Here is a 26,805-nt window from a genome sequence, read left to right as displayed (position 1 = left end):
GGCCGCGGTGCCTACGGGCCCGGCGGGAAGGGAAGCGGCGCGAGCCGGGCCTCGGGCAGGAGGAGACCCGGGTCCGTGAACGCCGGCAGGCCCTCCGTGTGGACGATGCGGCAGCGCGGCGTGGGGTGACGGACGCCCAGGCGGGCCAGGTCCTCGGGGGTGAGCGCCGGCGCGGCCGAGACGCACGCCTGCCGCAACATCGTGTCCTCGCCCTTGTCGAGCGCGCGGCTGATGGTGACCCCGTGCTCCTGCACCAGCAGGAGCCGCCCGTGAGCGGCGTGCACGGTGCCCGGATCGGGCTCGTCCCCGGCCGCCCGCAAGCTGGTCGCGATCGTCCCGACCCGGGCGCCGGAGCGGATGTCGAACAGCGCCAGCATCCGGCCCTCGTTCCGCACCACCAGCCCGGGCTCCGCCAGCACCGCCAGCACCGCGCCGTGGGAACCGGGGGACAGGAGGGGCAGGAGCGGGCCGTCCTCCGCGACGGCTCCCGTGCGGACGGAGCCGTCCTCCGCCAGCGTGACCAGCCGCGGCAGCGCGTCCTCGCCCTCCCACAGCGCGGGGACCAGGTGCACCTGCGCCATCGCCCCGCCGCGCACGTCCCAGGTGGGCACAGGGTTCGTGAGATCGAGGACCCGCAGCGACCGGCCCCGCGGGGCGACCGCGAGCCAGTGGCCGCCGTCGTCCACGGACACGCGACCCCGCTCGTCCCACGGCGGGGCGATCGGGTCGCCGATCCCGAGCTCGTCGGGAATGTAGCGGGCGGTACCGGTCAGGTCCGGATCGACGAGGTAGACCCCGCCCGTCGAGTCCACGAGCACCAGGTGGTCCGGCGCCCGGTGCGCGCTGACCAGCACGGGACAGACCGAGTCGGGATCCTCCAGCCGGCGGGGCAGACAGCCACCGTTCTCCCACGTGGTGGTGAACGCGGTGTGGGCGTCGCGCAGCAGGTCGCGGAAGCCTGCCAGCGGAGCCGCCGGCGGGGCGAGCGTGCCGCCCGGCCCGGGCCGCAGCGTGTCGGTGCCGCTGATCCATGCCCGGCCGTCCGGCGCGAGAAGCAGCAGGTCGCCGTCGTCGCGTTGCGTGGTGCGTGCCGTCTCGGCCGACGGCAGGAGCCACACCGGGAGCAGGCGCTCGCCGTCGTCCAGGCCGGGAACCTCGATGGTGCCCTTCTCGTGGACCTGGACGGTGCCGTCCGGCCACGAGAGGGCGGTCGTGGCCGCGTGCTCCGGCAGCCGGTCGCCCGAGCGGGAGGCCACGACGGGCGCCGCCGCCGGGTCCTGGGCGGCGCCCGTCGGGAAGTCCATGTCGCTGCTCTCCCGCGTGGTGCGCCACAGGGAGAGCGTCTCCCCGTCGGCCGCGACCACGCGGTCGTCGGGCGCGAGCACGGCGAGGGCGTCCGGGCCCGCGCCGGTCAGGTGCCAGGTCCGGGTCCGTGGCCAGAGCATGTCCCGGGGAGCGGTGCAGGCGACGAGCCCGTCGCCGGTGCGCACGAGGGCACGTTGCCCGGCGTCGTCGACCGCGGCCAGCTCCGAGCCGTCCCAGCCGTGGGGGACGGGACACGACATGGTGTCCGGGGTCCCGTCGCCGGCCCGCGTCATCGGGTGGTGGAGGGTCACGCGGGTGGTGGTGCCCGCGCCGGCCAGTCCGGCCCAGGTGACGAGCGACGGTGCGGGGACCGTGCCCTCCGGGGCCTGGCCCGGCGTCCCGGGGGAGGGCGCGAAGGTGTCGAGGCGCAGTGTCCGGGACTCGCCGGTGCGCGGATCGGCGACGATCACCCGGCGGCTGCCGTCGACCCGCAACGCGGCGGCCGCGACGTCCACGGCGACGGCGCGGACGGGGGCGCCGGTGCCCGGGTCGGCGGTGCAGCGGGAGGCCGGGCTCTTGAAGAAGGCGTGCGCCCGAGCGGCGACGTCACGCAGGTCGAGGTCGCCGTCGGGGCCGGTCAGCGCGATGCGCAGGACCTGGTGGGCGGCCCCGCCGGGGCAGGTGCCGCGAGTCTCGTAGGTGACCAGGAGGGCGTCGCCGGCCGGGGTGACCGCGACGCCCGTGGGGTCCAGCCGCTCGTCGTGGGCCACGTCGAGCAGCGGGCGGTAGAGGCGCACCAGCTCGCCGTCGCCGGCCAGCGGGCCCTCGCCGCCGGGGAACCGGCCGAGGACGACGCCGGCGGGGTCGACGGCCGCGACCACGCGCCCGTCCTCGCTGCCGGCGACGGCGGTGCCGCCGGCGGGAGGGTCGGGCTCGGTGAGGGTGACGCTCGCGCCGGGCAGGATCTCCGGGTCGCCGTCGTCGGGGTTCCAGCGCAGCAGACCGCCGGTCGCCGTCCGGCCGACCGTTCCGGTGCCGGTCGCGGCGAGGGCCGTCACACCGGGCGTGTCGACGGTGCGCAGCAGGTGCTGGTCGTCGTGCGAGGTGTCGAGGGTGGCGGTGAGGAAGGCGTGCCGGGTCTGCGTCCCCGGCGCGCGGTGGTAGGCCTCGGCCGCGAGGTACTGGGCGACGTCGGGGTTCTCGGCGCGGCTCGCGTGCGACGCCGCGGCGAGCAGGTGGGCGTCGCTCTCGTACGACGACGCCGCCTCCCGCTCGGCGGAATGGCTCGCGAGGGCGCCGTTCACCACCGAGAGCGCGAGCAGCACCGACAGTGCCGAGGTGAGCGCGCGGGCGCGGCGGTTGAGGTGGCGCTGCGCCGTGATGTGCGCGCTGAGCACGTCCTCCTTGGCGGCGCCGCGCAGCGGGGCGGCCAGCTCGGCGAGGGCGTTGGGCAGCTCGGGGTGGTTGGTGCGTGCGGGGTCGCGGCGCGGGCCTCGCAGGTCGACCCACCGGGGCTCCCGGTCGAGGTGTTCGACCAGGGCCGGGGGCAGGGCGGTGGTGGCCGCGGCGTCGATGCGGCCGGCTTCGTGGTCGAAGACGATCTCGCCGCTGGTCAGGGCGATGTAGACGGTGTGGATGCTGCGTTCCGCGAGCCACCAGCGGACCTCCTTGTCGACCCACTCGGACGCGGCGGCGCCGGGGGAGGCGAACACGATGAGGCGGTCGGAGGCGGCGAGGCAGTTCTTGATCTCGAGCCACAGGTGGGGGTGGGCGGCCAGGCCGGAACGGTCCACGAAGAGACGCAGGTCGCGATCGTCCGACGGGCCCGCGGCACCCTTGCCGAAGCCGCGCAGCATGGCCTGGACCCGAGGGACGAAGTCGCCCTCGGCGCTGCGGCTGTAGGAGAGGAACGCGTCGTAGTGCTTGCGGCGGGGCGGCGCGGGAGAGGTGGTCGGCGTGGTCGGGGCAGGATCCGGCATCGAGCTCCCTCGGTCGATCGCAAACAGGATATAAGGGGAATCGGTCGCCGTGCCGGTAAAAGCGGTGGTGAGGGCCCCGGCGCGTGCCGCCCGCGTGAGATCTCCGTAAGGACCACATAACCAGGCCGTAAGGGGCGTTCGAGCCGGTCAGGCCGTAGCGTCGGTGGCATGAAGATCACCCGGAGCCGCCGTGTCGCGGCCGTCGCACTGTCCGCTCTCACCGCCGCCACCCTGCTGGCCGGCTGCAACGACTCCGAGCCCGCCGAGGACGACATGTCGCCGACGAGCACGGAGGAAATGACCGACGAGATGACCGACGAGATGACCGACGACGAGATGTCGGACGACGAGATGTCGGACGACGAGATGACCGAGGACGAGGACATGGAGAGCGAGGACTCCATGGAGGACGAGAGCTGACCTCACCGTCACCGACGACGCCGGGGCGCCGCTCGCGGTCAGCCGGCCGGCGATGTCCGGCGTCGTCCGGCGTCGTCCGGTGGGTGCTCCGCCGCCGCCTGCGACGCGGGCGCCCCGGGGCACCCGTAACCTGAACGGATGAACTCACCCGAGGCTCTCGCCGCGGCACTGGGGGAGGCGGGCTACCTCGCCGACGAGGATCTCGCCACCGTCGCATACCTCGCCCGGGCCATGGAGCGCCCGCTGCTCCTGGAGGGGGAGCCGGGCACCGGCAAGACCGCGCTCGCCGAGGCGCTGGCCCAGGTCACCGACGCGCCCCTGATCCGGCTGCAGTGCTACGAGGGCATCGACGCCACCCAGGCCCTGTACGACTGGGACTTCGGCCGTCAGATCCTGCACCTGCGGACGCTGGAGGCCGCGGCGGCGTCGTCGGACACGAACGCCCTGGAGGTCGAGACCACCGAGCGCTCCCTGTTCGACGAGCGCTTCCTCCTGGCCCGGCCCGTGCTCCAGGCGCTGCGGACCACCCCGTCCGTCCTGCTGGTGGACGAGATCGACCGCGCCGACGACGAGTTCGAGGCCTTCCTCCTGGAGGTCCTGTCCGGCTGGACGGTCACCATCCCCGAGCTCGGCACGATCCGCGCGACGACGCCGCCCACCGTCGTCCTCACGTCGAACCGCACGCGCGAGCTGCACGACGCCCTCAAGCGCCGCTGCCTGTACCACTGGATCGACCACCCGGACCTGGAGCGCGAGGTCGCGATCGTGCGGGCGCGCCTGCCCGAGGTCGCCGAGACGCTGGCCCGCCAGATCGCCGGCTGCGTGCAGCGCCTGCGCGCGGAGCCGCTGCTCAAGCCGCCGGGCGTCGCGGAGACGCTCGACTGGGCCCGTGCCCTGGAAAGCCTCGGTGCCGCGACGCTCGACCTCGAGGCGGCGTCCCGCACGCTCGGCGCCGTGGTGAAGTACCGCGAGGACACGGTCCGCGCCCGCGAGGCGCTGACCCGGATCCTGGCGGCCTGAGATGTCCGGCGGCGAGCGGGTGCTGCTCGGGTTCGCCCGGGCGCTGCGGGCCGCCGGCGTCGCGGTCACGCACGACCGGGCAACCATGTTCTTGCAGGCCACCGCCGTCCTGGGGGCGGACACCGCCGTCGGCGCCTATCGCGCCGGCCGGGCGACGCTGTGCGGCGGGCCCGACGACCTGGCACGGTTCGACCAGGTCTTCGCCGCCTGGTTCGGAACCTCGGCCACCGGCCTCCCGCTCCCGCGGGGCAGGGCCACAGCCGGCTCCCCCAACCCCTCACTCCCTCATTCCACTACTGGGGGAGGCCTCAACAGGGCCTCGCAGACCTTTCCGGGGCGTTCGAATGGATTCGAAACCCTGTTGAACCCACGTCAGCAGCGGGGTGGTGGGCGTCATGCTGGTGCGGGGCGGGGGGCCGCGGTCGAGTCGGGTTCCGGGGATCCGCTCCCTTCCGGGGATGCCTCTGGCTCCGAGTCCCCCGGGCGGGGCGACGCCGGCTCCGAGCCCCGCGAACCCAGCCCCCGAGAAGACCCGCGGGAGCCCGGTGCCGCGGTCCCCGAGCTGGCCGACGACCGCGAGGTCCTCCGCCACCGCGACATCGCCGGCCTCACCGCGACGGAGCGCCGCGTCCTCGCCGCACAGCTCGCGACCCTCCGCCCGCGCCCTCCGCTGCGCCGCGCCGCACGCGCCGTGCCGTGGCGCCGCGGACGCCCGGACCTGCACCGCACGCTGCGCGCCTCCCTGCGCCGCGCGGGCGAGCCGGCCCGGATCGAGCGCCGCCGCCGGACTCGCACGCCGCGTCGCGTGGTGCTGCTGGTGGACGTGTCCGGTTCCATGCGGCCGTACGCGGAGGCCCTGCTGCGGCTGGCGCACGTCGTCGTGCGGTCGGACGCCCCGGTGGAGGCGTTCACCCTGGGCACCCGCCTGACCCGCGTCACCGACGCCCTGCGCACGGCCGACCCGGAGCGCGCGCTGGCCCGCACCGGTGACCTCGTGCCGGACTGGGCGGGCGGGACGAGGATCGCCGAGGCGCTCGCCGCGCTGACGGACCGGTACGGCGCGCGGCTGCGCGGGGCGGTGGTGGTGGTCTGCAGCGACGGCTGGGAGCGGGGCGACCCCGCGGACCTGGCCGCCCGTGCCGCCCGGCTGCACCGCCTGGCGCACGCGGTGGTCTGGGTGAACCCGCATCGCGGCAAGGCCGGCTACCGGCCGGTGCAGTCGGGGATCGCCGCGGTCCTGCCCCACGTGGACCACTTCCTCGCGGGGCATTCGCTGGGTACGTTCGAAGAGGCACTGGAGGTGATCGCGCATGCGTGACGTGCTGGACGAACTGCTGGCGTGGTGGCGGGAGGGCCGCCCGGTCGGGATGGGCACGGTCGTGGCCACGTTCCGGTCGGCGCCGCGCCCGCCCGGGGCGGCGATGCTCGTCGGACCGGGGGACGACGGCGCGCCGCCCGTCGCGGTGGGCTCGGTCTCGGGCGGCTGCGTGGAGGGTGCGGTGTACGACCTCGCGAGCGAGGTGGCCACGACCGGCACACCGGTGCTGGAGCGGTACGGCATCTCGGACGACGACGCGTTCGCCGTCGGGCTGACCTGCGGCGGCATCCTGGACGTGTTCGTGGAACGGGTGGACCGCACCAGCTTCCCCGACCTGGACGAGGTCGCCGCGGACATCGCCGCCGGCCGCCCGGTCGCCGTGGCCACGGTGGTGGAGCACCCCGACGAGCGGGTGCTCGGCCGCCGCCTGGTCATCCGGCCCGGCGAGGCCGCCGCCCGCGTCTCGGGAAGCCTCGGCGCCGAGCGCCTGACCGACGCCGTGACCGACGACGCCGTCGGCCTGCTCGCCGGCGGGCTCAGCGAGACCCTCACCTACGGGCCCCGCGGCGAGCGGCGGGGCGAGGGCTGCCGCGTGTTCGTCTCCTCCCACGCGCCCCGCCCGCGCATGCTCGTGTTCGGCGCGATCGACTTCGCGGCGGCCACGGCGCGCATCGGCTCGTTCCTCGGCTACCGGGTCACGGTGTGCGACGCCCGCCCGGTGTTCGCGACCGCGACGCGCTTCCCGGACGCGGACGAGGTGGTGACCGACTGGCCCCACCGGTACCTCGCGGCCGAGGTGGACGCGGGCCGGATCGACGGCCGCACGGTGGTCTGCGTGCTCACCCACGACCCGAAGTTCGACGTTCCGGTCCTGGACCTGGCGCTCGGGCTCGACCTCGCCTACGTCGGCGCGATGGGCTCGCGGCGCACGCACGACGACCGCCTCGCCCGGCTCCGCGAAGCCGGCGTGTCCGACGACGCGCTGGCGCGCCTGCACAGCCCCATCGGCCTCGACCTGGGCTCCCGGACGCCCGAGGAGACGGCGGTGAGCATCGCCGCGGAGATCGTCTCGGCCCGCTGGGGCGGATCGGGCCGCGCCCTGACGACGACGGACGGGCGGATCCATCACGAGGGCGCACACCGCGACTAGGGTGCCCACCATGACGTCGTCGTCCCTCTTCGCGCCGCCCGTGACCCACCGTCCCGACCCCTCGCTCGCCCACCGCCGCGCGGACGTCCGCCTCACGCTGCGCGGCCCCGGCGGGGAGGCCCTGGCCGGCAGGGACGTCACCGTGCGCCAGACCCGGCACGCGTTCTGGTTCGGGTGCATCGGGTTCGACCTCGTGGACCTCGCGAACGGCGACTCGCGTGACCCCGGGTACGACCAGCGCCTCGCCGACGCCTGGCTGGACGTCTTCAACCAGGCCACGCTCCCGTTCTACTGGGGCACGTTCGAGCCGCGACGCGGCGCGCCGCACACGGCCCGCCTGCGCCGGGCGGCCGAGTGGTTCGCGGAACGCGGCGTCGCGGTCAAGGGCCACCCGCTGGTGTGGCACACGGTCCAGCCCGGGTGGCTGCTCGACGTCGCCCGCGAGGGCGGCGACGCGGTCACCGACGCCGGCCTGGCCGAGGTGGAGCGGCTGCAGCGCGAACGCATCCGGCGGGACGTCGCGGGGCTCGCGGGCGTGATCGACACCTGGGACGCCATCAACGAAGTGGTGATCATGCCCGTCTTCACCGCCGAGGACAACGCGGTCACGCCGCTCGCCCGGGCGCGCGGCCGGGTGGAGATGATCCGGATGGCCGTGGACGAGGCGCGCGCCGCCAACCCGTCCGCGACCCTCCTGCTGAACGACTTCGACATGTCGACGGCGTACGAGTGCCTCATCGAGGCCGTGCTGGAGGCGGGCATCCGGATCGACCGCCTCGGCCTGCAGTCCCACATGCACCAGGGATGGTGGGGCGAGGAGAAGACGGCCCGCGTGCTGGAGCGGTTCGCCCGCTACGGCATCCCGATCCACCTCACCGAGACCACGCTGCTGTCGGGCGACCTCATGCCGGAGCACATCGTGGACCTCAACGACTGGCAGGTCGACGACTGGCCCAGCACCGCCGAGGGCGAGGCCCGGCAGGCCGAGGAGCTGGAGGCGTACCTCCGGCAGCTGCTGGCGCACCCGGCCGTGGAGGCGTTCACCTACTGGGGGCTGAGCGACCGGGGCATGTGGCTGAACGCGCCCGGCGGCCTGCTGCGCGCCGACGGCTCGCCCAAGCCGGCCTACGACCGCCTCCGCGACCTGGTCAAGGGCGAGTGGTGGCTGGCACCCACCACCCTGCGCACGGACGACGACGGCCGCGTGGACGTGACGGGCTTCCTCGGCGACTACGAGGTCTCCCTGCCCGGAGCGCGGGGCGGGTCGCCGGTCTCCTTCTCCCTGGACACCCCGGGGCGCGGGGAACGGACGCTGCACTTCTCCTGAGCCCGCACGCCGCCCAGGTGTGGCGAAGGGTGGTCGCCCCGGCGTACGGTGATGCGTGTCACACCGTCACAACGCAGTGGCTGAGGAGCGTCCATGACCAGGATCGATCTCACCGTCGACGGCGCGAAGGTGTCCGACGACGTCGAACCCCGCCTGCTGCTCGTGCAGTACCTGCGCGAGCGGCTCGGCAAGACCGGAACGGTGATCGGCTGCGACACCGCCAGCTGCGGTGCCTGCACCGTTCATCTGGACGGCCGCAGCGTGAAGTCGTGCAACGTGCTGGCCGTGCAGGCCGACGGCGCCACGGTCACCACCATCGAGGGGCTTCCCGCCGACGGCGCCCTGCACCCCGTCCAGGAGGCGTTCCACGAGTGTCACGCCCTCCAGTGCGGGTTCTGCACGCCCGGCATGATCATGCAGGCCGCGGACCTGCTCGCCGAGAACCCCGCACCGACCGAGGACGAGATCCGGGAAGGGCTGGAGGGCAACCTCTGCCGATGCACCGGCTACCACAACATCGTGCGCGCGGTGCAGGTCGCCGCGGGCAGCGGGGCCGCGGCCGGCGCCGGGCACGGAACGGACGGAGGCACGGCATGACCGCCACGGAAGAGGCCCCGGCCACGGCGGAAGCCGCCGGCGGCGAGGAGATCGGCCGCGACCGGCGCCGCAAGGAGGACCGGCGGCTCATCACCGGACGCACCCGCTGGACCGACAACCTGGCCCCGCCCGGCACCCTGCACCTGGCCATGGTGCGCAGCCCGTACGCGCACGCGAACATCGCGGGCATCGACACCCGGGCCGCGTCCCGCGCCCCGAACGTCGTCACCGTGCTGACCGGCACCGACCTCGCCGACACCCAGGGCGTGCTCGCCAACGCGTGGCCCATCACACCCGACCAGGTCGCGCCCGAGCACAAGCCCGTCGCGGTCGACCGCGTGGCCTTCGCCGGAGAGATCGTCGCCGTCGTCGTCGCCCGCAGCGCCGCCGCGGCCGCCGACGCCGCCGAGCTGGTCGACGTCGACTACGCGGAGCTGCCCGCCGCCCTCGAGCTCAAGGACGCCGCCGCGGCGACGCCCGAGAACGGTGGCGCCCTCGCGCACCCCGACCTGGGCACCAACAACTCCGCCCGGTGGATCTTCGACTCCGCCGAGGCCGGGACCGGCGGCGACGTCGAGGACGCCATCGCCACCGCCCGGACCGACGGCATCGTCATCGAACGCGAGTACCGCCAGCAGCGGCTCATCCCGGCGTTCATGGAGCCCCGCTCCGTCGTCGTCGACCCCACCGGCGAGCAGATCACCGTCTGGTCCGCCACCCAGATCCCGCACATCACCCGCTTCCTCCTGGCCGCCACCACCGGCGTGCCCGAGTCGAAGATCCGGGTCATCGCGCCCGACGTCGGCGGCGGGTTCGGCGGCAAGCTCCAGACCACGCCGGAGGAATGGGCGGCGTTCGCCATCGCACGCCGCCTCGGCAAGCCCGTCAAGTACACCGAGACGCGCTCCGAGTCCCTGCTCGCCGCCCACCACGGGCGCGACCAGTGGCAGAAGCTCACCCTCGCCGCCCGCGCCGACGGCACCGTCACCGGCCTCAAGGTGGAACTGCTCGCCGACCTCGGCGCCTACGTCGCCCTCGTCGGCGGCGGCGTGCCCGTGCTCGGCGCGTTCATGTTCAACGCCATCTACAAGTTCCCCGCCTACCGGTTCGACTGCCGCACCGTCCTGACCAACAAGACCTGGACCGACGCCTACCGCGGCGCCGGACGCCCCGAGGCCACGTTCGCCATCGAGCGCCTCATGGACGAGCTGGCCGCCGAGCTGGGCCGCGACCCCCTCGAGGTGCGCCGCCAGAACTGGATCACGCACGACGAGTTCCCGTTCACCACCGTCGCCGGACTCACCTACGACTCCGGCGACTACGAGTCCGCCACCACGCAGGCCGTCGAGACCTTCGGCTACGAGGACCTCCGCGCCGAACAGGCCCGGCGCCGCGAGGAGCGCGACCCCGTCCAGCTCGGCATCGGCATCTCCACCTTCACCGAGATGTGCGGCCTCGCCCCCTCCCGCGTGCTCGGCAGCCTCGACTACGGCGCCGGCGGCTGGGAGCACGCCCAGATCCGCATGCTCCCCACCGGCAAGGTCGAGGTCACCACCGGCGCCAGCGCCCACGGTCAGGGCCACGAGACCGCGTTCAGCCAGATCGTCGCCGACCGCCTCGGCGTCCCCTTCGAGGACGTCGAGGTGCTGCACGGCGACACCCAGGTCGCCCCCCGCGGCCTCGACACCTACGGGTCGCGGTCGCTCACCGTGGGCGGCGAGGCGCTGGCGCTCGCGGCCGACAAGGTGGTGGCCAAGGCCAAGCCGTGGGCCGCGCACCTGCTGGAGGCCGACGCCGGCGACGTCGAGTTCGCCCGCGGGAAGTTCACCGTGACCGGCACCGGCGAGGGAAAGACCATCCAGGAGATCGCGCTCGCCGCCTTCGCCGCGCACGACTACCCCGAGGGCATCGAGCCCAGCATCGACGCCGAGGTCACGTTCGACCCGGTGAACTTCTCCTTCCCGCACGGCACCCACCTGTGCGCCGTCGAGGTGGACACGGAGACCGGAGCCGTCTCCTTGCGCAAGTACGTGTGCGTCGACGACGTCGGTACCGTCATCAACCCGCTCATCGTCGCGGGGCAGGTGCACGGCGGGCTGGTGCAGGGCATCGCCCAGGCCCTGTGGGAGGAGGCCGTGTACGACGACGCCGGCACGCTGCTCTCCGGCACCCTCGCCGACTATCTCGTCCCCAGCGCCGCCGACCTCATCAGCTTCGACACCGCGCACCGCAGCACGCCCGCCACCTCCAACTCCCTCGGCGCCAAGGGCGTCGGCGAGGCCGGGACCATCGCGTCCACGCCCGCCGTGGTGAACGCCGTCGTCGACGCCCTGCGCCCGTACGGCGTGCACGACGTCCAGATGCCGTGCACGCCCGCGCGTGTCTGGCAGGCCATCGCCGAAGGGAACAGGCCATGATCCCCGCACCGTTCGAGTACGCCCGCCCCACCAGCGTCGACGAGGCGCTCAGCCTGCTCGCGGAGTCCGACGACGCCAAGGTCATCGCCGGAGGCCAGTCGCTCCTGCCCGTGCTGCGCATGCGCCTCGGCGCCCCCGAGCTCGTGGTCGACATCGGCCGCATCGACACGCTGCGCGGCATCCGGGAGGTCTCCTCCACCGACCCGGTCGCCGGAGGCGGTGGCGCCATCGAGATCGGCGCGATGACGCCGTACCACGAGATCCTCGCCTCCTCCCGGGTCCGCGGGGAACTCGGTCTCCTGCACGACGCCGTCTCCCAGGTGGGCGACCCGCAGATCCGGCACCTCGGCACGCTGGGCGGATCGCTCGCCCACGCCGACCCGGCCGGCGACTGCGGCGCGGTGGCCCTCGCGCTCGAGGCCGAGATGGTCGTCGCCGGGCCCGCCGGCGAACGGGTGGTCCCCGCCGCCGACTTCTTCCAGGACCTGTTCACCACCGCCGTCGGCGAGGACGAACTGCTCGTCGCCGTCCGCTTCCCCGTGCATCCCGGGTGGGGCCACCGGTACGAGAAGTTCGTGCGCATCGCCCAGCAGTGGCCCATCGTCGCCGTCGGCGCGTGCGTGCACATGGCCGACGGGAAGACCATCACCGAGGCGCGGATCGGCCTGACCAACATGGGTCCCACACCCCTGCGGGCGCGTGCCGTCGAGGAGGCGCTCGTGGGCGTGACACCGACGCCGGAGGCGGTCGCGGCGGCGTGCGCCTCCGCGGCCGACGGCACCAGCCCGCCGTCGGACCTCAACGGGGACGCCGACTACCGGCGGCACCTCGTCACCGTGCTCGCCCGGCGGGCCGTTCTCGCGGCGGCGGGGGCTGCGTGATGGATCTGGTCCACGAGTTCACGGTGCCCGCCGACGTCGCGACCACGTTCGCGACGTTCGACGACGTCGAGTCGGTGGTCGACTGCTTCCCCGGCGCGCAGGTGACGTCGGTGGACGGGGACACGTTCGCGGGGTCCGTGAAGATCAAGCTCGGCCCGATCGCGCTGACCTTCAGCGGCGTCGGCGAGTTCACGGAGAAGGAGCTCGCCGCGGACGGCAGCTCCGGGCGCATGGTGCTGTCCGCGAAGGGCAAGGACAAGCGCGGCAACGGCACGGCGGGCGCGCAGGCCGTCGTCGTCCTGACGCCCGGGGACGGCGCGGCCGGCGGGCCCTCCACCGACGTCGAGGTGCGGACCGACCTCCAGATCGGCGGCAAGGTCGCGAGCCTGGGCCGCGGCCTGGTGCAGGACGTCTCCGACAAGATGCTGGGCCGCTTCACGGACTGCCTGGAGAAGAAGCTGGCCGCGTAGGCGCCACCGGCGGCAGGTGCCCGCTACGCGAGGCTGACCAGCTCCGCGTAGCTCTCGTTCCAGAGGTCCTCGTCACCGTCCGGCAGGAGCAGGACACGCTCGGGCTCGAGGGCGTCGACGGCGCCGTCGTCGTGGGTGACCATGACGACGGCGCCCTCGTACGTCTTCAGCGCGCCGAGGATCTCCGCGCGGGAGGCCGGGTCGAGGTTGTTCGTGGGCTCGTCGAGCAGGAGCACGTTGGCGCTGGAGACGACGAGCGTCGCCAGGGCCAGGCGGGTCTTCTCGCCGCCGGACAGGACGTGCGTGGGCTTGTCGGCGTCGTCCCCGGAGAAGAGGAACGAGCCGAGCGTGTTGCGCACCTGCGTGTCGGTGAGGTCGGGTGCGGCGTGCCGGAGGTTCTCCACGACCGTGACGTTCATGTCGAGGGTGTCGTGCTCCTGGGCGTAGTAGCCGAGCTTGAGCCCGTGCCCGGCGTCCACGGTCCCGGAGTCCGGCTTCTCGACGCCGGCGAGCAGCCGCAGCATCGTCGTCTTGCCCGCGCCGTTCAGGCCGAGGATGACCACTCGCGAACCGCGGTCGATCGCCAGGTCCACGCCGGTGAACACCTCGAGCGAGCCGTAGGACTTGGACAGCCCGCTCGCCGTGATGGGCGTCTTGCCGCAGGGGGCGGGCGTCGGGAACCGGAGCTTGGCGACCCGGTCGTTCTGCCGCACCCCCTCGGCGCCGTCGAGCATCTGCTCGGCGCGGCGGATCATGTTCTGCGCGGCGGTGGCCTTGGTGGCCTTCGCCCGCATCTTGTTGGCCTGGGACAGGAGCGCGGACGCCTTCTTCTCGGCGTTGTCGCGTTCCCGCCGGCGACGGCGCTCGTCCGTCTCCCGCTGCTTCTGGTAGTTGTCCCACCCCATGGCGTACTGGTCGAGCTCGCCGCGGTTGGCGTCCAGGTGGAACACCTTGTTGACGCAGGCGCGCAGCAGGTCGACGTCGTGCGAGATGACGATGAAACCGCCGCTGTACGCGCGCAGGTAGTCGCGCAGCCAGGTGATGGAGTCGGCGTCGAGGTGGTTGGTGGGCTCGTCGAGCAGCAGCGTGTCGACGCCGGAGAACAGGATGCGCGCCAGCTCGATACGGCGGCGCTGACCACCCGACAGGGTGTGCAGCGGCTGGGCGAGCACGCGCTGGTCGAGGCCCAGGTTCGCGGTGATGACCTGCGCCTCCGCCTCGGCGGCGTACCCGCCCGCGGCGAGGAAGCGCGCCTCCAGCCGCGGGTAGCGGTCCAGGGCCTTCGCCATGACGTCCGGATCCTCGGAGGCCATCTCGGCCTCGGTGGCACGCATCTTGGCGATGAGCTTGTCGAGCTCGCGCGCGGACAGCACGCGGTTCATCGCGATCACGTCGAGGTCCCCGGTGCGGGGGTCCTGCGGCAGGTAGCCGATTTCGTTGCCGCGCGTGATCTGGCCCGCGGCGGGAAGGGTCTCGCCCGCGAGGGTCTTGGTGAGCGTCGTCTTGCCGGCACCGTTGCGGCCCACCAGCCCGATGCGGTCGCCCGGCCCGACCCGGAAGGTCGCGGGGTTCAGCAGTGCGCGGGCGCCGAAGCGCAGCTCCACGCCATGGGCGGTGATCACGGGATGAGGGTCCTTCGCGTTTCTCGGGGGTGCGGGGCCCATGGCGGCCGAGCCGAACGGGGCCGGACCAGTCTACGCAACGAGGTCGCCGGGGCGCAGTGAGATGCGTCGCCGCCGGGAGCACGCCGCCGAACGTACAGTGAGGTGACACGCCGAACGGGGGAGCAGCATGAGGTGGTCGGGCTTCGGGACCCGCCTGGTCCTGTCCATGGCCCTGGTGGTCCTCACCGGCGGCGTCGCCGCCTGGCTCGTGGCCCAGGCGGTGGGCCCCGGCCAGTTCCGCTCCCACATGGATGCCGCCGAGCGGGAACCGGGGACCGTCACGGAACACGCCCGGGAGGCGTTCGTCGAGGCCGGCGCCCTCACCGTCGCCGCCGCCCTGGGCGCCTCCGTCCTGGTCTCGCTCGTGCTCGCGGTCGTGCTCTCCCGCCGCGTGGCCGGCTCGCTCGACGGCATGGCGACGGTCTCCGCGCAGGTCGCGGCGGGACGGTTCGGCGAGCGCGTCGCCGCCCCGCGCCTCGGCTCCGAGTTCGACGAGCTCGCCGGAGCGATCAACGGCATGGCCGAACGCCTCGGCCACGACGAGGAGATGCGCCACCGTCTCATGGCCGACGTCTCCCACGAGCTGCGCACCCCCGTGGCCACGATCTCCGGCTACCTCGACGCGATCGAGGACGGCGTCCAGGACCTGAACCCGGCCACCACCCAGATGCTGCGCGCGCAGGCGGCGCGCCTCACGCGGCTCGCGGAGGACCTGTCCGCGGTCGGCGCCGCGCAGTCCGGTGGGCTGCCGCTCGACCTGCGGGTCGTCGCCCCGGCGCAGCTCGTGGAGCTCGCGGCCCGGGCCGCGCGCCCGCAGTACGCCGCCCGCCAGGTGCGCCTGTTCGCCCACGTGGAGCACGGCGTGCCCGCGGTCGCCGCGGACCGCGACCGGTTCGGGCAGATCCTGGGCAACCTCCTGGAGAACGCGCTCCGCCACACGCCCCGGGGAGGCGAGGTGCGGCTGACCGCGCAGCGCTACCGGCACGAGGTCCGGTTCGTCGTCTCCGACTCGGGCGAGGGCATCCCCCCGGAGCATCTCCCGTACGTGTTCGAGCGTTTCTACCGCGTCGACGCCGCCCGTGACCGCGGGCACGGCGGCTCCGGGATCGGCCTGGCGATCGTCCGGTCGCTCGTCGTCGCGCACGGCGGCACCGTGACCGCGCACAGCCGGGGAGCGGGTCAGGGCGCGGCGTTCGTCGTCGGCCTCCCGCCGGCACCGTCCCGCCGCCGCTCGCCCGTCCCGATGCGGTAGCCGAAACCGCGCACCGTGCGCACGAACCGCTGCTCGGCGGCGGTGTCACCCAGCTTCTGGCGCACGTGCAGCACGTGGACGTCGACGAGGTGCTCGTCGCCGTACCAGTCCCGGCCCCAGACGGCCTCGATCAGGTCGCGGCGGGACAGCGCCGTCCCGGGCTTCGCGGCCAGCGCGGTCAGGACGTCGAACTCCGTGCGCGTGAGCGGCACCGGCGTGCCGCCGAGCGAGACCTCCCGCCCGTCGACGTCGATCCGCAGGGGCCCGATCTCGATCGGCGGCGCGGGCCGCGCCACGGCCGGCGCGGCGAGCACCCGGTGCGGGCGCGGGCGGCGGAGCATCGCCTGGACCCGGGCCACGAGCTCGCGCGGCCGGAACGGCTTGGTCACGTAGTCGTCGGCGCCGACCGACAGGCCGACGACGGCGTCGGTCTCCGCGGTGCGCGCCGTGAGCATCACGACGTAGCAGTCCGAGAAGGTCCGCAGGCGGCGGCACACCTCGACACCGCCGACGCCGGGCAGGCCCAGGTCGAGCACCACGACGTCGGGGTCGACCTCGTGCAGGAGCCGCACGGCCGCGGCGCCGTCGTGCTCCACCCACGTCTCGAAGCCCTCCCGTTCCAGGTACCCGGCGACGAGCCGGGCCAGGGGTGCCTCGTCGTCGACCACGACGGCACGGCGCGCGGGAGATGCGGGGGCGGGAGTCACGCCCCCATTGTGCCGACGGAGCGGGCCTGATCGCGACCAGGGGCTTCGCGCGGTCTTCATCGAATCTTGATCGGTCCGCAGGGGCACGGGCGGGGTGGGCCGCCGAGACTGGAGTCGTCCGTGTCCGGCCCCGGACCGGGGCCCTGAACGAGAGGAACCACCTTCGTGAACCACACCCTCCGCCGCACCCTGAGCGTCACGGCAGCCCTCGTGGCCGGGCTGTCACTCGCCGCCTGCTCCGGGACCGAGGGCACCGGCGACGCCGCACCCGGCGAGCAGGCCGGGACGGAGCACGCCGAGATGGAGCAGGCCGAGCACCACAACGAGGCCGACACCGAGTTCGCCCAGATGATGATCGTGCACCACCAGGGCGCCGTCGAGATGTCCGAGCTGGCCCTGGAGAAGTCCGAGAGCCCCGCCGTCCAGGGCCTCGCCAACCGCATCGCGGCCGCGCAGCAGCCCGAGATCGACCGCATGACCGACTGGCTGGACGAGTGGGGCGAGGAGTCGGACCCCGCCGCGATGGACATGGAGAGCATGGACCACGAGGGCATGGACATGTCGGGCGACGGCATGGAGGGCATGGACCACGGCGACGTCGACACGGAGCCGGTGAGCCAGGACGAGGCGATGGCGACCCTCGAGACGCTCGACGGCGCGGACTTCGACCGGCAGTTCCTGCACTTCATGATCGCCCACCACCAGGGCGCGCTCACGATGTCGCAGAACCAGACGTCGGAGGGCGTGAACGAGGACGCGCTCGCCCTCGCCGCGGACATCGCCGAGGCCCAGGCCGCGGAGATCGCCGAGATGGAGGAGCTGGCCGCCCAGGTGGCCGGCTGACCTCAGCGGAGCTGGGCGTCGATGAGGGCGTCCTCGTCGTCGGAGTCGCCCGTGGGGCGCGCCAGCAGGCCGCGGCCGCTGCCCGCGCGCCGCGCGCGCGACGTCGTCCCGCCCGTGGCGGCGTCGACGTCGGGCGCGGCCAGCAGCAGGTCGCCGGCCGACACCGACGCCCCCCGCAGCGCCCCGCGCTCGCGGCGCCACAGCAGCACGTACCCGGCGAGCGCGCCGATCGAGAACACCACCCACTGGAACGCGTAGCTCAGGTGCGACCCGGGGTCCGTGCCGGGCGCGGGGAGCGCGGCGGGGGCCGTCGCCGGCCGTGGCGACTCGGCGCGGAGCGCGCCGTACGCCCCGACGGTGCGGCCGTCGGCCCAGGACGCGCCGTCGGGGCCGGCGGCCAGGACCTGAGCGGTCGAGATCGCCTGGACCTGGCCGTCCGGCGCACCGCGGGACGACGGCGGCTCGTCGAGTCGCAGCGACGCCGTCACCTCCACCTCGCCCGACGGGGCGTCCGGCACGGAGGCGGGTGCGCTCCCGTCCGCGCCGAGGGGCACGAACCCGCGGTCGATCACCACGACGATCCCGTCCGGCGCGCCCGGGTGCTCCGCGACGAACGGCACGAGCACGTGGTAGCCGGGCGTGGAGTGCACGGGCCGGTTGCGCAGCAGCACGGTCGCGTCGGACTCGTAGCGGCCCGTCAGGGTGACCGGCTGCCACACGGCGTCGTCGGGCAGGACGGCGCCCGGGCCGGCCAGGACCGCGTCGACCGGCACCGCCGCGGCCGACCAGTTCTCCTCGATCAGGTCGATCTGCGCGGCGCGGTCCTCGTACCGGTTCCACTGCCAGAGGCCCGCGACCAGGCACAGCGCGGCCAGCAGCACCGCGGCGACCCCGAGGATCAGCCACTGCCTGGTGGTGCGCGGCTCGCGGGACCGGCCGGCAGCGCTCACGCGGGCTCCTGCCGGTCCAGTTCGCCGGCCGGAACGGTCCGCTTCCAGAAACTCCGCGCGGACAGGAACCGCTCGAGGTGCTCGCGGTGGTCGTCGCACGCGAGCCACACCTTGCGGCGCTCGGGGGTGTGCAGCCGCGGGTTGTTCCACAGCAGGCCCCAGGCGGCCTCGGCGCGGCAGCCCTTCGCGCTGCAGATCAGCTCGCCGACAGCGTCCGGCGTCGTGGCGGCCCCGCCGCCGGTTCCCAGGACATCCATCAGTTCTTCTTCTCCACGGGTTCGTCGCGCACGTCCTCGAGCAGGGCGTCGCCGTCGATCACGGCAGGCCCGGTGCCGGTCTTCCCGGGCTCCTCGCTCTCCGGGAGCGCTGCCGGGCCCTGGGGGACGTAGGACTGGGCGTCACGCGGCGTGCGGTTCGGTCCCGCGTTGACGAAGACCACCGCCGTGTACGGCAGCACGACCGCCCCGACGGCGAGCGTCCAGCCGAGCCAGGCGGGCCCCGCGGTGAGGCACAGGATCGCGGCGACGAAGCAGACCAGCCGGATCCCCATCTGGATCAGGTAGACCTTCGTGCGCCGGGCCTGGTCGTCGTCCAGCGACTCGGGGACCGCCGTGATCGACTGGACCTCGGGCTCGTCGGGACGGGGAGCCTTGCTCATCACCCCAGTCTACGAGCCGGTCGGAGAAGCGAGGGCCGCCCGCCTTCCGTCAGCCGATCACCGGCCACCTCCCGCCCACCCCGTAGGCCACGACCACGAACAGGAGCGTGGCCGCGATCAGCGCGGCGTCGGCCGGGGTGAACCGCAGGTGGGCGAGGCGCAGCCGCCGGCCCGCGCCGCTGGTGCTGCCCGCTGCGGTGAAGCCGCGCGTCTCCAGCGCCTCGACCGTCGTCCGGGTCCGGCCCGCGGTGTTGAGGATCAGCGGGTAGAACGACTGAACGGCGATGACCCCGATGCGCCGTGCCGTGCGCCAGCCGAGGAAGCCGTGGCCCGACGGCGGCGCCCCGCGCAGCCGGTGCCCGTCGACGATGGTGTGGAACTCGTCCACGAGCAGCGGCACCATCCGGTACCCGTAGCTGACGCCGAAGCCCAGCATCGCCGGGGCGCGCAGTGCCAGCAGACCGTCGGACAGCTTCTCCGGGTCGAGCGACACGAACGCGGCCATGCTCGCCAGGGAGATGGTGCCCAGCTTCAGCGAGATCTGTGCGAGCCCGTCGATCGCCGCCGGGTTGCCGCCCAGGAAGAACACCAGGACCAGCACATACACCGCCTGTCCGAGCAGGCCGAACGCGAACAGCGCCAGCAGCAGCGGGCCGATCCGGGCCGCGAGGGCGCAGACCGCGGCCGCGAGGAACAGGAGTGTCAGGATCGTCGTCGAGTACGTGAACCACGGCGCGGCCGCGACCACCACGTACCAGGCCAGCACCGCGCGCGGGTCCCGTCGGGAGAGGAATCCGCCGCGGGTCGCGTAGGCGACCCGCATCAGCTCGAGCTTCACCCATTCCACCGACATGCGGTCCCGGCCGGTCCGCTTCGTCGCCGTGCCGCTCATGACAGCCTCCTGAGGAGTCCGTCGACGCTCAGCGGCACCGGATCCAGCCCGAGCGCCGCGCCGAGCTGCACCACCTGCGGCGGCACCAGGCGGGCCCGGGCCAGTACGCCGGGGTCGGCGAACAGCGTGGCCGGGTCGGTGTCGGCGATCACGCGTCCGTCGTCGAGCACGATCACGCGGGACGCCCACTCGGCGACCAGATGCATGTCGTGCGTGGCGACCACGGTGCAGCGGATGTGCTCGGCGAGGTCGGCCAGCATGCCGATGACGTCGTCGCGGGAGCGCAGGTCGAGGCTCGACGTCGGCTCGTCGAGCAGGAGCAGCTTCGGCCGCATCGCGAGGCCGATGGCGAGCGTGGCACGCCGCTGCTGCCCGCCGGACAGGAGCCTCCCGTCCCGGTCCGCGAACCGGGACAGGCCCACTCGGTCGAGGACGCGCGTCACCAGTTCGTCCGTGCCGGGCAGGTCCCGGCCGCGCGGGTACATCGCGACGTCGCCGGCCACGGAGTCCTGGAGGAACATCTCCTGAGGGCGTTGCAGCAGGTAGCAGACCGTCCCGGCGAGCTCGGCGGCCGACAGCGTCCTGGTGTCCCGCCCGTCCACCTCGACGAGGCCGCGCTGGGGGATCGCGAGCCCGGCCAGCACGGTCAGCAGCGTCGACTTGCCTGCGCCGTTCGATCCGACCAGCGCGATCCGCTCGCCGTCCCGCAGCTCCAGGTCCAGTCCGTCCAGCACGGTGCCGCGAGGACCCGCGATGCTCTGGTACCCGTACGTGACACCGGACATGCGGGCGACGTGGGTGCCGTCGCCCGCGGCCTTCCCGCTGTCGTCGCGGCCGACCACGGACACGGGGTCCGACGGCGGCCGGTGGTCACCGGATCCCGGCTCGACCAGCGGTCGCAGCATCGTGGCCGCGTCCTCGACGGTCAGGGGCGCTTGCCGCTTCCCGGAGGCGACGCCGGGCACGAGGGCCCGGGCCGCGGCCACGATCTGCGGGGCGGGGATGTCGGCCTCGGCCAGGTCGGCCGTGCGGGACAACGCCTCGGCGACGGGCAGGTGCCAGCGCACGGTCCCGTCGGCCATCAGGACGACCGACTTCGCGTACCGGGCCACCAGCTCCGCGTGGTGCTCGATGACGACCACCGTGATGCCGAGGTCCCGGTTGAGGTGGGTGAGATGGTCGTAGACGACGCCGGCCCGCACCGGGTCGACCTCCGCGGCCGGCTCGTCGACCACGAGGATCCCGGGCGTCAGCGCGAGCGTGCCCGCCAGCGCGGTCAGGTGCTGCTGCCCGCCCGACAGCAGCCACGTGTAGGTGTCGGCGAGCGACTCGATCCCCAGCACCTCCATCGCGTGCCGGGCGCGCTCGGCCCAGTCCGCGTGCCCGAAGTTCACCGGTGCGAACGTGACGTCGTCGCGGACGGTGGGGCGAACCAGCTGGTTGCCGAAGTCCTGGAACACGTAGCCGACGTCGTGCGCGATCTCGCCCACGGACCGGGGGGCCGTGCTGGTCCCGTTCACCCGGACGACGCCGGAGATGTCGCCGTTCCAGAAGTGCGGCACCAGGCCGTTGAACGTCTTGCAGAGCGTCGTCTTGCCGGAACCGTTGCCGCCGACGACGGCCACGAAGTCGCCGGGCTCGATCCGCAGCGAGACACCGCGCAGCGAGTCCCGCTCGGCGCCCGGGTAGCGGAAGACCAGGTCGCGCACCTCGATGGCGGGCGGGGCGCCGTTCACTGCGACCTCGACCGCACGGCGCGGAGCGCGAAGAACACACCGAGGCCGATCACCAGCGCGATCGCGGCGGCGATCCACAGGTACACGGCGCCGAACCGCTCCACGTAGTCGGGTTCGAACGCGCCCAGCACGGAGATCCCCTCCCGGCCGGCGAACTCCTCCCACGCGGCGGTGAGCTCGACCGCCGCGGCCGCCACGAAGGCGAGGGCGGCCACGGCCCAGATCGACGTCTTCCACGGGCCGCGCATGCGCGGCGGACGCTGCGGGTCGCGGGGCCGCAGGCCCATGATCGGCTCGAGCTTGCCGTACAGGCGCGGGGCGAGCCACATCGCGGGCAGCGCGCCGAACAGGATGCCGGACGTGACGACCGTGATGACGATGTCGATGCCCTCGGCGACCAGGAACGCGGACACGAGCCCGCCGGACTCCTCGAGCGACTCGGGGTCGATCCCGATGAGCACCTTGGTGATGTCGATGGCACCGCCGGTGAGCTTGTCGACCAGCACCATGACGATCGGCGCCCAGAACAGCTGCCGCAGGCTCCGGGGGTTGCGGACCAGGCAGCCCGCGATGTAGATCGCCAGGGCGGTCTCGAGGAAGCCCTCGATCTCGCTGAAGCCGCCGAAGTCGCCGAGCAGCATGTCCGAGAACACGAGCTCGCCGAGCGGTGCGCCGAGCGCGACCCACGCCGGGGCGAGCAGCGCCGCCAGGACGACGGCGATGAAGGAGAAGTACGACACGCCGATCTCGAACGGACCGGCCTGGATCTCGGGCACGATGTTGGCGACGATGTCGCCGACGCCGTACAGCGTCATCGACAGGACGAGGATCATGAGCTTCTGCGATCCGGACAGGATGTCGGCGGAGCGCGCCCGGTCGCGGAAGTCGTCCGTGATCTCTGAGACGGACATGAGGGGCCTACTTTCTTTCAGGGTGGGGGACTTGCTGGGTCACTCGGCGGTACCGGAGAAGGCGAGCGAGACGAGATCGCCCATCTCCTGGACGACATGGTCGGGACGGTCGGGGTCGCCGGGCCGCGACATGACGCCGTCGAGGGCGTCGTCGGACGTCGAGCCGCCGCGTACCAGCACGACGGTCCCGATGCCCGCGGCGCGGGCTGCCCGCACGTCGCGGTGGGGCTTGTCGCCGACGAAGATCGCCCGGGCCGGGTCGGCCGCCAGGGCGCGCAGCGCGGCGGCGGGCATCTCCGGGTCCGGCTTGCGGCGTCCGAGCTCGTCGGAGTACACGTGCGCGCCGATGTACTCGTCCAGCCCGGCGTCCGCCAGCTTCTCGCGTACGGCGCGCCCGCTGACGGTGTTGGAGACGACGGCGACCGGGACACCGGCGGCCCGCGCGGCCCGCAGCAGCTCGTGGACACCGGGTCGTACGGCGGGCACGGACTTGGCGCGGGCCCAGGCGACCATCAGCGAATGCGCCTCGGCCCGCAGCCAGCACCGCAACCCGTCGGCCGGCGCGTCGCCGTCCAGCATCCCGGCGAGGACCGGCCCGCCCAGCTCCACCCAGAACGTCGTGGCGTCGATCTCGGGAACGAACGCCTCGTCGGCCCGGCCGTCCTGGTCGGCGCGGCCGGCGGACGGCGGGGCTTCGTGGCGGGCCTTCCAGGACTTGTGGGCCGCGCGGATGTCGTCCAGGGCGGCCACGGCCCGGTCCGGGGTGAGCGGGTAGCCGGCACGCGTGAGGCGGGTGGCCAGGGACTCGGCGAACCTGCGCCGGACGGCGTCGTCGGGGCGCGACGTGGAGATGACGCCGCCGTGGTCGAGCAGCAGCGCGCTCGGCGGCACGGTGGGGCCGGGCGTGGCAAGCCGAGTGCCGCCGGCGCTCGCGGCCGGCTCGGGCTCGGGCGGCCCGGCCGCACGCAGGGCGTCGACCAGTCCCTCCGGGGTGTCGAAGATCGCGTCGGGTGTGTCCGAGACCGGGAACGGGACCCTGTCGGTGTGGTGGTGCCGGGTCACGACGACGGCGGCCACGCCCGCGCGGCGTCCCGCGACGACGTCGCGGTCGTAGGTGTCGCCGACGTACCAGCAGTTCGCGGGGTCGGCACCGAGGGCGCGCGCCGCGATCTCGATGATCTCCGGGTTCGGCTTGCGCACGCCCACCTCGTCGGAGTACACCTGCACGCCGAACGCCTCCGACAGCCCGTCACGTTCCATCACCGCCCGGTGGGCGCGCCCGGAGTGCGCGTTGGACACGATGCCGAGCCGCATGCCGAGCGAGTCCGCGAGGTCGATCAGCTCCCGGATCCCCGGGCGGAGCTCGTGCTCGGCGAGCGTCAGCGTGACCATCTGCTGCAGGGCTCCCGCCTGGCCGACCAGGACCTCACGGGCGGCGGGCGGCAGGGGAGCGGCGAGGAAGTCGTCCCAGATCTCGCGGTGCGTCAGCTCACGCGGGGCGAGGCGGCGGCTCGCGGAGTTCTTCCAGTCCCGGAGCGCCGTGCGCCCGCCGGCCAGCACCGGGACGAGGTCGGCGGCGGGGATGTGGTGGCCGGCCCGGGCGAGGACGCCTGCGACGTGGTCGGCGACCTCGTCGATGGCACCCGGCCGCTTCCGCGTGGCGAAGACGACGCCCCCGAAGTCCAGGAGCAGCGCGGCAGGGCGGACGGCGAGGGCGGAGGGAGTTTCGGTCACGGGCGACGACGCTAGGGACGGTCGGCGGCGCCGGGGTGGCGGAACGGCGGCCGCCAGGTGAACGCGCGCCAAATTCTGGAACGTTCCAGTCCATGGGCCCGGTCACTGTTGGGGCCGCTCCCCGCCGTGGGGTAGAAACAGTGCATGAAGTCCCGTCCCACGATCGTCGACGTCGCCGCGCGGGCCGGGGTCTCGAAGTCTCTCGTGTCGCTGGCGCTGCGCGGGGACGACGGCGTGAGCCCCGCCACGCGCGAGCGGATCGTCGCCGCGGCCGGCGAGCTCGGGTACCGGTCGAACGCCCTCGCGCGGGCCCTGCGGCAGACCCGCTCCATGCTGCTCGGCGTCGTCGTCGCCAGCCTCGACAACCCGTACCACACGGAGGTGGTCGAGTCGGTCGAGCGGGCGGCCGAGCAGCACGGCCTGTCCGTGCTGCTCGCCCACGGGGCGCGGAAGGCCGGCCGCATGGCCGAGCGGCTCGACGCGCTGGGCGACCTGAACGTGGACGGGCTGGTGGTGGTCTCGTCCTGGGCGGACCCCGCCCTGCTGCAGGCCGCGGCGCGACGGGCGCCGGTGGTCATGGTGGGGCGCTCCCTCGAACCGGTCGCCGGGATCGACTCGGTCAACAACGACGACGAACGGGGCGCCGCGCTCGCCGTCGGCCATCTCGTCGCGGCCGGGCACGAGCGGATCGCGCACCTGACCGCGTCACGACGCCCGGCGGGCCTGGCCCGGCGCGCGGGGTACGAGGCGGCGATGGCGGCCCACGGGTTGGCCGCCCAGGTGCGGGTGATCGAGCGGGAACGCGACGAGACGGCGGGACCCGGGCTGGACGCCGCCCTGGCGGAGGGCTTCTCCGCGGTCTTCGCGCGGAACGACGTCGAGGCGTTCGACGTGCTCGACCACGCCTGGGACCAGGGGATCGACGTGCCCGCCGGACTCGCCGTGGTGGGCTACGACGACTCGGCGCTCGCCCTGCGGGCGCGACCGCGCCTCACCAGCGTGCACCAGCCGCGCGCGGAGATGGGCGCACTGGCGGTCGAGCTCCTGCGGGAGCGCTGGTCCGGTCGCGCGGCGGACCGTCACGAGGTGCTCACCCCGCGGCTCGTGGTCCGGGCCAGCGCCTGAGCGTCAGCCCTGCGGCCGGCCCACGTGCGTGAGGACCGCGGTGGAGCGCGTCCAGGCGGACCACGGGGTCCCGGCCGGGGCCTCCAGCAGGGAGTAGGTGGCGGTCGGCACGCCGACGCGCACCTGGGCGAGGGCGGCGTCGTCGGAGCCGGGGCCGGCAAGGAACGACGCCGTCGCCGCCATCGTGGGCTCGTGCCCGATCACCAGGACGGTGCGTGCGCTGTCGTCGAGCTCGCCGACGAGCGCGAGCACGTCCTCCACGCGGGCGTTGTACAGGGCGTCGGTGACCACGACCCACGGGCTGCCGTCGCGCCGGCTGTTCAGGCCGTTCTTGGCGAGATCCCACGTCTGGCGCGTGCGCAGGGCGGAGGAGACGAGCACGACGTCGGGCACGGCTCCCAGCGCGACCAGCGCCGCGCTCAGCCCCGCCGCCTGCGTGCGCCCCCGCAGCGCGAGCGGGCGCAGCGCGTCGTCGGAGCTCGTGGCCGGCTCGGCCTTGGCGTGACGCAACAGGACGAGCCGGCGTGTCGGCGTCGTCGACGCCACCTCCTCGCGATGCCTGGCCACGATCTACTCCTTCGGATGGTTCACGCGGTGCCTCCCGGGTGAGGGAGGCACCGCAGGTCGAGGGGGGTGTCCCCGGGTGCGGGCTACTGCCCCATGGCGTGCACGCCGCCGTCGACGTGCACGATCTCGCCGGTGGTGGCGGGGAACCAGTCGCTGAGCAGGGCCGCGACGGTGCGCGCCGTCGGCTCCGCGGTGGTCTGGTCCCAGCCGAGCGGCGCGCGCTCCGGCCAGGCGGCCTCCATCTGCTCGAAGCCGGGGATCGACTTCGCGGCGGTCGTCTTGATCGGCCCTGCGGACACCAGGTTGCAGCGGATGCCGGCGGGGCCGAGGTCACGCGCCAGGTAGCGGTTGGCGGCCTCCAGGCCGGCCTTGGCCACGCCCATCCAGTCGTAGACGGGCCAGGCGAACTGCGCGTCGAAGGTCAGGCCGACGACGGCGCCGCCGTCGGTCATCAGCGGCTTGGCGGCGACGCCCAGGGCCTTGTACGAGAACGTGGAGACGTGCAGCGCGGTGGCCACGTCCTCCCACTCGCCCGACAGGAAGTTCCCGCCCATGACGCTCTGCGGTGCGAAACCGATCGAGTGCACCACACCGTCGAGCCGGTCGAAGCCGGCCTCACGCACGGCGTCGGCGAGGCCCGCGAGGTCCTCGGCGCTGGTCACGTCGAGCTGGACCACCGGAGGCGGCGTCTCGCCCGGAAGACGCTTCGCGAACGCCTGCGTCAGCTTCATCTGACGGCCGAACGACGAGAGGATCACCTCGGCGCCCTCCTCGATCGCGATGCGGGCCGTGTGGAACGCGATCGACGAGTCGGTGAGAACTCCGGTGATGAGCAGCTTCTTGCCTTCGAGGAGACCCATGTTGTCCTTCCGGTGAATGCGC

General features: G+C 73.9%; 24 protein-coding genes. 12 read left to right on the top strand and 12 right to left on the bottom strand.

All coding sequences use genetic code 11. The annotated features are described in order from the left end of the window. Window positions 1-11: 11 nt before the first annotated feature. Window positions 12-3,284 carry a TIR domain-containing protein gene (locus EDD34_RS12115; RefSeq protein WP_123814797.1) on the bottom strand — a complete coding sequence of 1,091 codons (3,273 nt, stop codon included), beginning with the start codon at window positions 3,282-3,284 and terminating at the stop codon, window positions 12-14. A gap of 168 nt (window positions 3,285-3,452) precedes the next feature. Here EDD34_RS12115 and EDD34_RS20660 point away from each other — a divergent pair, with 168 nt between their 5' ends. The 9 genes from EDD34_RS20660 (at window position 3,453) to EDD34_RS12065 (ending at window position 12,884) form a co-directional block, all read left to right on the top strand. Then, window positions 3,453-3,704 (top strand): hypothetical protein, encoded by a 252-nt coding sequence (locus EDD34_RS20660; RefSeq protein ID WP_170177062.1) that lies wholly within the window; start codon window positions 3,453-3,455, stop codon window positions 3,702-3,704. 138 nt (window positions 3,705-3,842) lie between these two features. Next, a complete protein-coding gene (locus tag EDD34_RS12105) occupies window positions 3,843-4,724 on the top strand; it encodes an AAA family ATPase (RefSeq protein WP_123814796.1) in 882 nt (293 codons plus the stop codon). 1 nt (window position 4,725) lies between these two features. Then, window positions 4,726-6,042, top strand: a complete 1,317-nt coding sequence (locus tag EDD34_RS12095; RefSeq protein WP_246012358.1) for a vWA domain-containing protein — start codon at window positions 4,726-4,728, stop codon at window positions 6,040-6,042. Then, window positions 6,035-7,192, top strand: coding sequence for an XdhC family protein (locus EDD34_RS12090; protein ID WP_123814795.1), 1,158 nt, complete (start codon window positions 6,035-6,037; stop codon window positions 7,190-7,192). The genes EDD34_RS12095 and EDD34_RS12090 overlap by 8 nt, the downstream gene beginning before the upstream one ends. Before the next feature lie 10 nt (window positions 7,193-7,202). Next, window positions 7,203-8,519, top strand: coding sequence for an endo-1,4-beta-xylanase (locus tag EDD34_RS12085; protein WP_123814794.1), 1,317 nt, complete (start codon window positions 7,203-7,205; stop codon window positions 8,517-8,519). A 93-nt stretch (window positions 8,520-8,612) separates the two neighbouring features. After that, a complete protein-coding gene (locus tag EDD34_RS12080; protein WP_123814793.1) occupies window positions 8,613-9,116 on the top strand; it encodes a (2Fe-2S)-binding protein in 504 nt (167 codons plus the stop codon). After that, window positions 9,113-11,533: a xanthine dehydrogenase family protein molybdopterin-binding subunit gene (locus EDD34_RS12075; protein WP_123814792.1), complete on the top strand. Its 2,421-nt coding sequence runs from the start codon at window positions 9,113-9,115 to the stop codon at window positions 11,531-11,533. The genes EDD34_RS12080 and EDD34_RS12075 overlap by 4 nt, the downstream gene beginning before the upstream one ends. After that, a complete protein-coding gene (locus EDD34_RS12070) occupies window positions 11,530-12,414 on the top strand; it encodes an FAD binding domain-containing protein (RefSeq protein WP_123814791.1) in 885 nt (294 codons plus the stop codon). The genes EDD34_RS12075 and EDD34_RS12070 overlap by 4 nt, the downstream gene beginning before the upstream one ends. Next, complete coding sequence (locus EDD34_RS12065; protein WP_123814790.1) at window positions 12,414-12,884, top strand: SRPBCC family protein; 471 nt, start codon at window positions 12,414-12,416, stop codon at window positions 12,882-12,884. The genes EDD34_RS12070 and EDD34_RS12065 overlap by 1 nt, the downstream gene beginning before the upstream one ends. Window positions 12,885-12,907: 23 nt before the next feature. Here the strand turns inward: EDD34_RS12065 and EDD34_RS12060 are convergent, their stop codons facing one another. After that, complete coding sequence (locus EDD34_RS12060) at window positions 12,908-14,506, bottom strand: ABC-F family ATP-binding cassette domain-containing protein (protein WP_123814789.1); 1,599 nt, start codon at window positions 14,504-14,506, stop codon at window positions 12,908-12,910. Between the two features lie 169 nt (window positions 14,507-14,675). Between EDD34_RS12060 and EDD34_RS12055 the strand changes: the two genes are divergently transcribed. Beyond that, window positions 14,676-15,800 carry a sensor histidine kinase gene (locus tag EDD34_RS12055; RefSeq protein WP_123814788.1) on the top strand — a complete coding sequence of 375 codons (1,125 nt, stop codon included), beginning with the start codon at window positions 14,676-14,678 and terminating at the stop codon, window positions 15,798-15,800. Here the strand turns inward: EDD34_RS12055 and EDD34_RS12050 are convergent. Beyond that, window positions 15,728-16,507, bottom strand: coding sequence for a response regulator transcription factor (locus EDD34_RS12050; RefSeq protein WP_246012356.1), 780 nt, complete (start codon window positions 16,505-16,507; stop codon window positions 15,728-15,730). The two genes, EDD34_RS12055 and EDD34_RS12050, sit on opposite strands and share 73 nt — an antisense overlap. Before the next feature lie 165 nt (window positions 16,508-16,672). Here EDD34_RS12050 and EDD34_RS12045 point away from each other — a divergent pair, with 165 nt between their 5' ends. Further along, window positions 16,673-17,350, top strand: coding sequence for a DUF305 domain-containing protein (locus EDD34_RS12045; RefSeq protein WP_246012354.1), 678 nt, complete (start codon window positions 16,673-16,675; stop codon window positions 17,348-17,350). Between the two features lie 2 nt (window positions 17,351-17,352). On the opposite strand, the gene EDD34_RS12040 is transcribed toward EDD34_RS12045, so the two are convergent. Genes EDD34_RS12040 through EDD34_RS12010 form a run of 7 tightly spaced genes read right to left on the bottom strand, consistent with a single transcriptional unit; the run spans window position 17,353 to window position 24,231 of the window. After that, the gene (locus EDD34_RS12040) at window positions 17,353-18,300 is read right to left on the bottom strand and encodes an SURF1 family cytochrome oxidase biogenesis protein (protein ID WP_123814786.1); all 948 of its coding nucleotides are present in this window, start codon (window positions 18,298-18,300) and stop codon (window positions 17,353-17,355) included. Continuing rightward, window positions 18,297-18,557, bottom strand: coding sequence for a hypothetical protein (locus tag EDD34_RS12035; protein ID WP_123814785.1), 261 nt, complete (start codon window positions 18,555-18,557; stop codon window positions 18,297-18,299). The genes EDD34_RS12040 and EDD34_RS12035 overlap by 4 nt, the downstream gene beginning before the upstream one ends. After that, window positions 18,557-18,958 carry a DUF3099 domain-containing protein gene (locus EDD34_RS12030; protein ID WP_123814784.1) on the bottom strand — a complete coding sequence of 134 codons (402 nt, stop codon included), beginning with the start codon at window positions 18,956-18,958 and terminating at the stop codon, window positions 18,557-18,559. The genes EDD34_RS12035 and EDD34_RS12030 overlap by 1 nt, the downstream gene beginning before the upstream one ends. Window positions 18,959-19,007: 49 nt before the next feature. Next, complete coding sequence (locus EDD34_RS12025) at window positions 19,008-19,850, bottom strand: energy-coupling factor transporter transmembrane component T family protein (RefSeq protein ID WP_123814783.1); 843 nt, start codon at window positions 19,848-19,850, stop codon at window positions 19,008-19,010. Beyond that, a complete protein-coding gene (locus EDD34_RS12020; protein ID WP_123814782.1) occupies window positions 19,847-21,586 on the bottom strand; it encodes an ABC transporter ATP-binding protein in 1,740 nt (579 codons plus the stop codon). The genes EDD34_RS12025 and EDD34_RS12020 overlap by 4 nt, the downstream gene beginning before the upstream one ends. Then, the gene (locus tag EDD34_RS12015; RefSeq protein WP_123814781.1) at window positions 21,583-22,497 is read right to left on the bottom strand and encodes a DUF8171 family membrane protein; all 915 of its coding nucleotides are present in this window, start codon (window positions 22,495-22,497) and stop codon (window positions 21,583-21,585) included. The genes EDD34_RS12020 and EDD34_RS12015 overlap by 4 nt, the downstream gene beginning before the upstream one ends. Before the next feature lie 39 nt (window positions 22,498-22,536). Next, window positions 22,537-24,231 (bottom strand): HAD family hydrolase, encoded by a 1,695-nt coding sequence (locus EDD34_RS12010; protein ID WP_123814780.1) that lies wholly within the window; start codon window positions 24,229-24,231, stop codon window positions 22,537-22,539. A gap of 144 nt (window positions 24,232-24,375) precedes the next feature. Here EDD34_RS12010 and EDD34_RS12005 point away from each other — a divergent pair, with 144 nt between their 5' ends. Next, window positions 24,376-25,356, top strand: a complete 981-nt coding sequence (locus EDD34_RS12005; RefSeq protein ID WP_123814779.1) for a LacI family DNA-binding transcriptional regulator — start codon at window positions 24,376-24,378, stop codon at window positions 25,354-25,356. Between the two features lie 3 nt (window positions 25,357-25,359). Here EDD34_RS12005 and EDD34_RS12000 read toward each other — a convergent pair whose 3' ends face one another. Further along, window positions 25,360-25,923, bottom strand: a complete 564-nt coding sequence (locus EDD34_RS12000) for a SixA phosphatase family protein (RefSeq protein ID WP_123814778.1) — start codon at window positions 25,921-25,923, stop codon at window positions 25,360-25,362. An 83-nt stretch (window positions 25,924-26,006) separates the two neighbouring features. Beyond that, window positions 26,007-26,783 (bottom strand): enoyl-ACP reductase FabI, encoded by a 777-nt coding sequence (gene fabI, locus EDD34_RS11995; RefSeq protein ID WP_123814777.1) that lies wholly within the window; start codon window positions 26,781-26,783, stop codon window positions 26,007-26,009. Between the last annotated feature and the right edge of the window lie 22 nt (window positions 26,784-26,805).

This window comes from Myceligenerans xiligouense (genome assembly GCF_003814695.1).
GTDB classification, from domain to species: Bacteria; Actinomycetota; Actinomycetes; order Actinomycetales; family Cellulomonadaceae; genus Myceligenerans; species Myceligenerans xiligouense.
The sequence above is the reverse complement of the archived record's forward strand: the minus strand, read 5'-3'. Positions and strand labels throughout refer to the sequence as shown.